Here is a 9,451-nt window from a genome sequence, read left to right on the forward strand (position 1 = left end):
CTCTGCTATTTTTTACGAACAACAAATGGATGAGTTTAAAATATTGACAAATTTTAGTGAAGTATTCTGACTTGAAGTCGTGTTCGGTGAGGACACCGACCACGGAAGCAAATTTTTGAAATTACAAGAGGCGCAGAAATGAGGGGCGGGCCTGGAAAGATGGTTCTCAGTCTGGCGCAGGAGTATCGGATAGCAGTGGGATTACATAAAATAAGTTTTACCGAAAAAAATATCCATTATTCATTTTACAATTATCAATTAAACCCCTACCTTTGCAATCCGTTAAAAATAAAGATTATGAACGCAGTTTCTTTTGTACATGAACAACTTACAGCTAAGCCAGCACTTCCTGCATTTAAAGCAGGTGATAATATTACAGTTAATTATAAAATTGTAGAAGGCGTTAAAGAACGTATCCAAAGCTTTAAAGGCGATGTGATTAAAAGACAGGGTGTTGGTGCAACCGCAACCTTTACCGTACGTAAAATGAGTGATGGGGTGGGTGTTGAACGTTTATTTCCTTTCTATTCTCCAAATATTGAGAGTATAGTATTAAACAAAGTAGGTAAAGTGCGCCGTGCTAAATTGTTTTACCTTAGAGAAAGAAGCGGTAAAAGTGCCCGTATACAGGAAAAAAGAATGGCGGTTGCTCTTAAAAAGAAATAATACCATCATAAAATATTTTAAAGCGAAAATCAAACAATTGATTTTCGCTTTTTTCGTTTACCCTAACTATAAACAATTTTCATAGTTCAATGATTACTTTTACTGGAATAGTTCTTACTTTTAAATATCAGCTCTCACTTAACACAACTATTTCTGACCCATAAACCAACCTCATGAAAAAATTAATCCTGTATGGCCTGTTTATTTTTGCCGTAATTTTATTTATCTCCTGTTCCAGAGGTATCACAACCTATGAAGCTGCCAATGGCAAAGCAAAATGTGGCCGTTATATAAGGTAACAGAACGATACTTTCCAAAAGAAGAAAATTTTTGATTATTAACAATCAAAAAACCGGGAAAGAAGATATTTCTTTTATCTTTGTTCCTTAAATTTAATATCATGTTATTATCAACTTTAAATGCTGTTTTTTTAATCGGAATGCCGGGTGGATCTGAATGGATCTTTATTTTACTGGCTGTTGTGTTGTTATTTGGCGGAAAAAAAATTCCGGAATTGATGAAAGGAATTGGTAAAGGCGTTAGAGATTTCAATGATGCAAAGACAAGTGTAAAAAATGAAATAGAAGAAGGCATGAAAGAAAAGGACAAAGATGAAGAGATCAGGGAATTAAAACTGCAACTTGACAAAAAAAGAGCGCAGGAAGCACAGGCCCAGGATTTACCAAAGTAAATTTTTGGCTTTACATAAACTCACTTACGGCTGAAGCAAATTTCTGCCAGTTGAAAATTAAATGATTAACAGGCTGAAGAGTACTCTTCAGCCTGTTTTATACATATCCATCAAACCTTTTGTTTTGTTTACAACAATCAAAGAATATCACCAACAGTTGCTAGCAGGAAATACCTCCTGTGAAGCTGCCGTTAACCATTACCTGCTAAAAATTGATAGTAAAAAAAACCTGAATGCATTTACCCGGATTTTTGGGGATGAAGCACTGAAAAGGGCGGCTACACTAGATGGTGCAAGAAACAGTGGTGCAAAAATCGGTCGTTTACATGGGGTGGTGGTTGCCATTAAGGACGTTATTTGTTACCAAGATCATACAGTTACCGCTGCATCAAAAATTCTGGAAGGATTTGTTTCTGTTTACAATGCCACCGCTATACAAAAATTATTAGATGAAGAAGCCATTATAATTGGAAACTGCAATTGCGATGAATTTGCAATGGGAAGTACCAACGAAAACTCGGTTTACGGAAATGTGCTAAATGCTTTAGATGAAACCAAGGTTCCGGGTGGTTCATCCGGTGGCAGTGCAGTAGCAGTACAGGCCGGTATGTGTATGATTAGCCTGGGAAGCGATACCGGCGGCTCTGTAAGACAGCCCGCAGATTTTTGTGGTATTATTGGCCTTAAACCTACTTATGGCAGAATATCAAGGTATGGCTTGATTGCTTATGCTTCGTCTTTTGACCAGATTGGAATTTTTGGAACTTCATTAGAAGATGTTGCCCTTGCCTTGGAGATAATTTCAGGGCCGGATGACTATGACAGTACTGCAATTGACCAACCATTTAACCGGGGAGAAATATCTTTTTCAGATACCACTTTACCTACTCCGTTAACAGAAAAAAAATACCGCATTGCATATTTTGAAGATGCCTTGCAACATCCATCGCTTGATAAAGAAATCGGTACGGGTATATTTTCTACTATCAATAAATTAAAAACCGAGGGACATGTTGTGGAAGCCGTTGATTTTGATTTGCTGGAATACATTGTGCCGGCTTATTATGTTTTAACAACGGCAGAAGCCAGCAGTAACCTCAACCGCTTTGATGGGGTAAGGTTCGGGCATCGCACAAAACAACCGGTAACAGATTTAACAGAATTTTATAAACGCAACCGCAGTGAAGGTTTTGGCAAAGAAGTAAAACGTAGAATATTACTGGGCACTTTTGTTTTAAGTGCTGGTTATTTTGATGCATATTTTACCAAAGCACAACAGGTAAGAAGAATGCTGGTTGACCGGACCAACAGTATTTTTAATGATTTTGATGCTATTATACTTCCAACGGCGCCTACAACAGCTTTTACTATTGGCGAAAAAACGGATGATCCTATTGCCATGTACCTGGCAGATATTTACACCGTATTTGCCAACTTAACCGGTTTGCCAGCCATCTCAATACCTTTGTATAAACATAGCAACGGATTACCTTTCGGACTACAGCTTATTACAAATAAAATGGATGAAGTAACTTTACTGCAGTTGTCAGCTATGTTGCTGCAACAGTATAAAAATAATTAGTGGCCTTTAGTAATGAAAAAGTTTTTTACCATATCTTTTATGTGTGTGTTATTTTTTTCTGCAGCAGCAGGTACAAATAATTTAATGCAATCCCCTTCAACTCAATTAGCTAAAATAAAAGATACCCTGCCAGAAAATATTGCCAGAGAAGATTCTTTGATTGAAGAAGTTATCAAAACAAGAAAGGTTCCCAAAAAAGAAAAGGTTGAGTATTTTAACCAGGTTACCAAATATGGTTTTAAAAATCTTTTTTCTAATTACAGCTACAATGCAGCCTTGCCATACACGGCACAGGTAAATCCCAATGCCGAAAGTTTTGTGCAGGATTACATAAAGGCACATGGAGGTTATCTGCAAAATATGAAAGGCTGGGGCCAGCCCTATTTTAAGCTGATAGAAAATATTTTAATGCAGTACGGCTTACCAAAAGAACTAAAATACATTGCTGTAATAGAATCTAATTTAAGTACCGGCGCTACCAGCAATATGGGGGCAGGAGGACCTTGGCAATTTATGCCTTACACTGCCAAAGATTATGGATTGGTAGTAAATGGATTGGTGGATGAAAGAAGGGATTATTATAAAAGCACCCATGCTGCAGCCAGATATTTATTGTATTTATATAGCCAAATGCACGACTGGTTGCTGGTAATGGCAGCCTATAACGGTGGTCCGGCAAGGGTGTACAATGCGATAAAAAAAAGTGGCAGTACAGATTTTTGGCGTTTGCAATATTACCTGCCGGAAGAATCCAGAACCTATGTGAAAAGATTTATTGCTACCCATTATATCATGGAAGGTGGCGGCGGCGTAACTACATTTTCTGCAGGTACCTTACCCTTTGGTAATGATGTTAACCGCACTACGTATGGAAGTAACAGTTCCAACAGTACAACACCTTTTAAACCAACTAACTTATCGGCGAATGAGTTGGCGGATGTAGAAGTTTTATCTATCTCGGGAAAATATAATTCCGGGGTTATGGTCAAAAATTTACAGATGACTATTGCTTTGTTCAATCATTTTAACCCATCATTTGATGCGACTTTATCGGTTACCGGAAATTTTGATCTTCGTTTACCGCCGGACAAAATGCAATTATTTACCGCCAATAAATACCAGATTTTAAACGAAAGTGTACAGGCATTATTAGGAGATGCGGCAGTACCGGATTTTAAAACGGTATATCCTGTGCCTGTTAAAAAGAAACATCAATAAGCTTACTGCAATACTTTTTTCATAGCCCCGGCCTTTAATAAACACTCTTCATATTCCATTGCGGCATTACTGTAAAAAGTAATGGCGCTGCCGGTTTGAAAAGATAAATACCTGCTAGCGGCATTGTACATAATACTCCGTATCACCACATTAAAATCACCATTACCTGCGGGATCAACATATCCGATAGCACCTGAAAAAAGACCCCGTTTAGTTTGTTCATACTGCTCTATCAACTGCATTACCCGCAGTTTGGGTACACCAGTCATAGACCCCATTGGGAAAGTTGCTTTCACAGCATCCGTCCAGTCAAGCCCATCTTCCAAAGTGCCGCTAATAGTACTGATCATTTGGTGTACCTGTGGAAAACTGTAGATGCCAAACAACTCATCCACCTGCACGGTTCCCTGTTTGCAAACCTTACTTAAATCATTCCTTACCAGGTCCACTACCATTACATTTTCAGTTCTTTCTTTTTCGCTGTTTAATAATTGCTGCCTGCTTTTTTCATCCAGGTCTTCATCTGTTAAGCAACGTTTGGACGTGCCCTTTATGGGTTGTGAAAGTACTTTATTGCTCATCTTTTTAAAATAACGTTCCGGGCTGGCGCAAATGCAGTATTGTTCATTGGATTTATACAATGCAGCAAAGGGGCTGGGGGAAAGCTGCATTAATTTTTGATATACGGTTGCAGGATCAATGACAGCATCAGTTGAAAAAAATTCCTGGCAAAAGTTTACTTCATAACAATCACCCCGCAAAATATGTTGCTGCAACTTTTGTACAATATGTACATATTCCGCCTCTGTAAATCTGTTGAGGATGGTAACGCCGGCAGCAATGATCTCTTTAAATTCTTCACTGCATTGTATTGCCTTAAATACCTGCTCTGCATTTTCTTCGCAATAAACAGTAAGCGTTTGTTTGTTTAATTGCAGCACTATTTCCGGTACAAAAAAATTCATGTCCTTAAAGCCGATACCATCAAAATTATCGGATTGAAGAGGAGATATTTCATTCTTAAGATCGTATCCCAAATGACCAAATAACCAGTCCTGGTGAGCAGCACTGAATTTTTTTAAAGCAGCAAAAGCATCACCTGCATTGGCTTGTAGCGTAGCTTTACAACCAACAGCCAGCAAACATTCAAATGCAGGCTTATCAAAATTATATTCGTTGTTATCCAATAAACAAAAAATGTTGAACCGGCCACACCAGTTCAACATTTTTAACCTGAAGGATGTAAAATTATCTATTGTAAATGTAGTAGCTTTTTTCAATTGGTTATTTTAACTACCATCAATTACAATCAATCTTTATCACTTCTATTTTTTTAAAAATCATCCTCGTCATCAAAATCTCCGCCATCTGAATCTAAGTCGTCAAAACCGAGATCTTTAAATTCCTCTTCATCTTCATCTTTGGCAGATTTTTTACCCGCTGTTTTCTTAGCAGCAGATTTTGGTACATCAAATTCATCAAAGTCGGTATCCCAGTCATCTCCATCTTCACCCTTTTCCCATTCATCATCGGCTTCAATATTATCGTCATCATCGTCATCATCCCCGTCGTCACTATCTTTTTTTGCTGATGCTTTTCCTTTTTTTACAGGCTTGGTTTCTTCATCCAAATCATCATCATCGTCATCTTCCTCCTTTTTAGATTTGGGTGATGCTTTTGGAGTAACTTTTTTTTCAGAAACATCTTCTCCGGGAATTGTTTCTTTTTCTTTATTAGATTTCTTTGCCATAATTTAACTGGTTGTTACTGTAAAATTTCTTATAGATTTTTAATTAGCCAAATAAAAAGGCACTTATTTTTATAATATTTTTTTATGCCAGTATTATTTGATCCCTTCCCGGCCCGTTACTGATATATTTTACCGGTATTTTTAAAAAATTATTAATGTAGTCAATGTATTCTTTCATTTTTAAAGGCAAATTGTCATAATTGTCAATTTTTGTAATATCAGTTTGCCAACCTTCAAAACTTGTATGAATCGGGTCGATTTGTACCTTGCTCATCTGGAAAGGGACATAACTTTTTTCTTCTCCATTGATAGAATAACCATTGCAAACTTTTAATTCTGGCAATGCATCCAAAATGTCTGTTTTAGTCATAATAATCTGGGTAACTCCGTTAATCATACAGGCAAATTGTAAAGCAACTAAATCAATCCAGCCGCAACGCCTGGGCCTTCCTGTGGTGGCACCAAATTCACTACCCGTTTTGCGTATTAGTTCTCCCATTTCATCATTCAGTTCTGTAGGAAAAGGACCACTTCCAACCCTGGTACAATAAGCCTTTGAAACACCAAAAACTTCTTTAATTTTTTGAGGTGCAATACCCAGTCCGGTACATACGCCGGCAGATATTGTACTGCTGCTGGTTACAAAAGGAAAAGTCCCAAAATCTACATCTAACATACTTCCCTGGGCACCTTCGGCCAATACTTTTTTTCCCTGTTGTATTTTATCGTTGATGAAGTATTCTCCATTAACAATTTTAAAACTCCTTAGTTCTTCAATTGCTTCAAAAAAATCATCTTCCCACAAACTAATGTCTTCCTGAAAATTATAATTATCCAGCAGGCGCTGGTGTTTCAGCCGCAATTTTATGTATTGTGATGTAAACGTTTTATCTAATAAATCGCCTACACGCAAACCATTTCGACCAGTTTTATCCATATATGCAGGACCAATTCCTTTTAAGGTAGACCCAATTTTTTCATTGCCTTTTGCCACTTCACTGGCCTTATCCAAAGCCCGGTGCGTAGGCAAAATCAAATGCGCCCTTTCGCTGATGTATAAGCTTTTTTTATAGTCAACTCCCATAGACGCCACTACTTCACATTCTCTTTTAAGCGTTACCGGATCTAGTACTACCCCATTGCCAATGAGATTGGTTTTACCTTCATGAAAAATGCCGCTGGGTATCTGGTGCAGCACTACTTTTTTTCCATCTACATACAAAGTATGTCCCGCATTCGGGCCGCCCTGAAAACGGGCAATCACATCATAACCAGGCGCAAAATAATCAACGATTTTTCCTTTGCCCTCATCACCCCATTGAAGTCCGAGAATTACATCTACCATTATAAATTTTTATTGCTTTAAGTTGGCCCCTGTTTTCTAAAAAGAAATTGAGGTATTTAATTTTTCTTTTTTGTCCGGGCGGCAAAGCTGTGTGAAACATCGTTGCATCGCCCTCTTGTACTGTATACCTTTTTTAAACTCTTATCGAAGCGTACTGCAATTCATTTATCGCACTATTTTCGCTCCATTTTCTTTCGGGCGTAAAAATATATTGAAATACAACAACCACCTAAAATGAATTGTATTTGTTTGAAACTTGGGGAGAAGAAAAGTATACTTACCCAGCTACCTATATACAGCCAGGGTTATGAACCTGCGCCTTTCGGTAAAAAGAAAAAAGGTCGATTCCCGAACCCGATAGAGTGCATAAAGGTTAGGTACAGGATTGATTTGAAAAACCAATCATTATTTGCCTATGCAGCGAAACAATTGAAGCCGTTGATAGAATTTATGAAATTCAGATACAAACACAAACTATTTATCTGTAAAAAACTTGTAGTTCCCCCGCCGAATGTAAAAAAATTAAACCATGACTTTTGCTAATTTTTTGTAGTTAACTATAATGTAGTTAAATGTAAAACGAAATTTTTTCCCATTACAATAATGCAATCAGGGGTCGTTTAATAAAACTACACTCATTTCAGCGTTCCGATACACAATTAACTTTTTTAATAAAACTTATTCCCATCACACAACCTTTTGCAATATCTGTCCGTTTATAGAAATAAAATATATATATATTATGAGAAAGAATCTCCTTCATTCAACTTTATTATTTTTGTGCCTTACCATGGCAATGATTTCCTGTAAAAAAGATAAGTCTACGCCGGTTATTGTACCCACCACTGTAAAAGAATGGATGATTCCACTTTCAGTTAAAAATGAAAATACTCCATCATTTGGTCGTATGGAAACGGGTACTGCAAACCTTAAATTGCTATCCGACAACAGTATGACTTACACCATTGCAGTGGTTGGCTTAGTTTATGGTGATGCACTTACTGCAGCCCATATTCATGTAGGCGATGCAATTAGCAACGGTGGTGTTGTACTAAGCTTAAATCCGATGTTTAGCGGTAGTAACGCTTCCGGCACACTACCCAACATTCGCACCACGCTTGTAGATAGCTTAAAAAATGATATGAATGAATTGTATTTCAATGTTCATTCCACGCAGGTACCGGGTGGATTGATGAGAGGCCAGTTAAATACCAATATTGACGTGGCAGAATTTGTTACACTCAGCGGAGCCAATGAAGTGCCTGCCGTATCTACTGCTGCTACCGGCACTGCGTTGATCAGGGTAACATCCGCAAAGAAAATTTATATAAAGTTAGATGTCGCCAATCTAGAAATGGGCGATACGTTGAAAGTTGCCCATATTCATAAAGCTGCTGCTGGTGCAAATGGCAGTGTAATTTTAGGATTCTATTCAAGTGCAGCAGATTTTGGCACAGTAAAAGTAACCGCTTTAACGGATGACTTGTATGCCTCCTTAAAAACAGATGCCATTTATGTAAATGCACATAGCACATCTAAACCCGGCGGACTTATTCGCGGACAAATCAGGTAATAATTAGTAAAATAAAAACACGCCAATAAGTTAATTTTATTGACGTGTTTTTTTGATAAACAATCCGTTATTTATTACTTAAATTTAGCTTAATCAACTTTCCACAGTTTAAATTTTTGCTCCTGCCGAAACAAAGAAAGTGCTGTTATTATAAAGAAAAAGCATCCCGCTTATGATAATAACCGGTAATGCCGGTTGTGAAAACATTCGAATGGACATGCGCTATTTTTTTGGGGTTTTTACATCTTTGTGATCATTGCTATATTTTGTCCCGGCAAGTTCAATATTTTTTTGGGAAATGTCCGGGAGGTCAACGCAGCAATATCTTCAAAACCTTTGCTGGTGGTGTTTTCTACCTGGTAATCAACCGGAAACTTGCGCCTGCTGAGATAATGGTGCCCACCCGGTTATTGTATTATAGAAAAAAGCTGCCGATATTAAACTTAATAAAAATTTTACCCTTCCCTCTACAGGCGATGGGCTGCAGGTATTAGCACAAAAAAAACTGCAATTAAAAATTGCAGTTCTCCTGATGATTTATTTTTCTTACGCTACTTTAAGCATACTCATTTTACTGGTATTAAATTTACGCTGTGCGTATTCCAATGTTACTTCAAATGTTTTTA

Annotated in this window: 9 protein-coding genes; 6 read left to right on the forward strand and 3 right to left on the reverse strand. The window is 37.4% G+C overall.

Annotation, left to right across the window (positions count from 1 at the left end; genetic code table 11):
* The first annotated feature begins 297 nt into the window (after positions 1-297).
* The 5 genes from rplS (at position 298) to H7254_RS14260 (ending at position 4,157) form a co-directional block, all read left to right on the forward strand.
* Positions 298-666 (forward strand): 50S ribosomal protein L19, encoded by a 369-nt coding sequence (rplS, locus tag H7254_RS14240; protein ID WP_301924291.1) that lies wholly within the window; start codon positions 298-300, stop codon positions 664-666.
* 173 nt (positions 667-839) lie between these two features.
* The gene (locus H7254_RS14245; protein WP_301924290.1) at positions 840-965 is read left to right on the forward strand and encodes a hypothetical protein; all 126 of its coding nucleotides are present in this window, start codon (positions 840-842) and stop codon (positions 963-965) included.
* 101 nt (positions 966-1,066) lie between these two features.
* Positions 1,067-1,357, forward strand: coding sequence for a twin-arginine translocase TatA/TatE family subunit (locus H7254_RS14250; protein ID WP_301924289.1), 291 nt, complete (start codon positions 1,067-1,069; stop codon positions 1,355-1,357).
* Positions 1,358-1,481: 124 nt separating this feature from the next.
* Entirely contained in the window at positions 1,482-2,939 is a 1,458-nt protein-coding gene (gene gatA / locus H7254_RS14255; RefSeq protein WP_301933598.1) for an Asp-tRNA(Asn)/Glu-tRNA(Gln) amidotransferase subunit GatA, read from the forward strand.
* 12 nt (positions 2,940-2,951) lie between these two features.
* Positions 2,952-4,157, forward strand: coding sequence for a lytic transglycosylase domain-containing protein (locus H7254_RS14260; RefSeq protein ID WP_301933599.1), 1,206 nt, complete (start codon positions 2,952-2,954; stop codon positions 4,155-4,157).
* Positions 4,158-4,159: 2 nt separating this feature from the next.
* Here the strand turns inward: H7254_RS14260 and H7254_RS14265 are convergent, their stop codons facing one another.
* The 3 genes from H7254_RS14265 to H7254_RS14275 all read right to left on the reverse strand — a co-directional run bounded on the left by H7254_RS14265 (position 4,160) and on the right by H7254_RS14275 (position 7,252).
* A complete protein-coding gene (locus tag H7254_RS14265) occupies positions 4,160-5,437 on the reverse strand; it encodes an anthranilate synthase component I family protein (RefSeq protein ID WP_301933600.1) in 1,278 nt (425 codons plus the stop codon).
* Positions 5,438-5,490: 53 nt separating this feature from the next.
* Positions 5,491-5,907 (reverse strand): hypothetical protein, encoded by a 417-nt coding sequence (locus H7254_RS14270; protein ID WP_301933601.1) that lies wholly within the window; start codon positions 5,905-5,907, stop codon positions 5,491-5,493.
* Between the two features lie 82 nt (positions 5,908-5,989).
* Positions 5,990-7,252 (reverse strand): adenylosuccinate synthase, encoded by a 1,263-nt coding sequence (locus tag H7254_RS14275; RefSeq protein WP_301933602.1) that lies wholly within the window; start codon positions 7,250-7,252, stop codon positions 5,990-5,992.
* A gap of 742 nt (positions 7,253-7,994) precedes the next feature.
* Here H7254_RS14275 and H7254_RS14280 point away from each other — a divergent pair.
* Positions 7,995-8,825 (forward strand): CHRD domain-containing protein, encoded by an 831-nt coding sequence (locus tag H7254_RS14280; RefSeq protein WP_301933603.1) that lies wholly within the window; start codon positions 7,995-7,997, stop codon positions 8,823-8,825.
* Positions 8,826-9,451: the final 626 nt, after the last annotated feature.

The sequence above is a fragment of the Ferruginibacter sp. genome (genome assembly GCF_014377975.1).
In the GTDB taxonomy this organism is placed as follows: Bacteria; Bacteroidota; Bacteroidia; order Chitinophagales; family Chitinophagaceae; genus Ferruginibacter.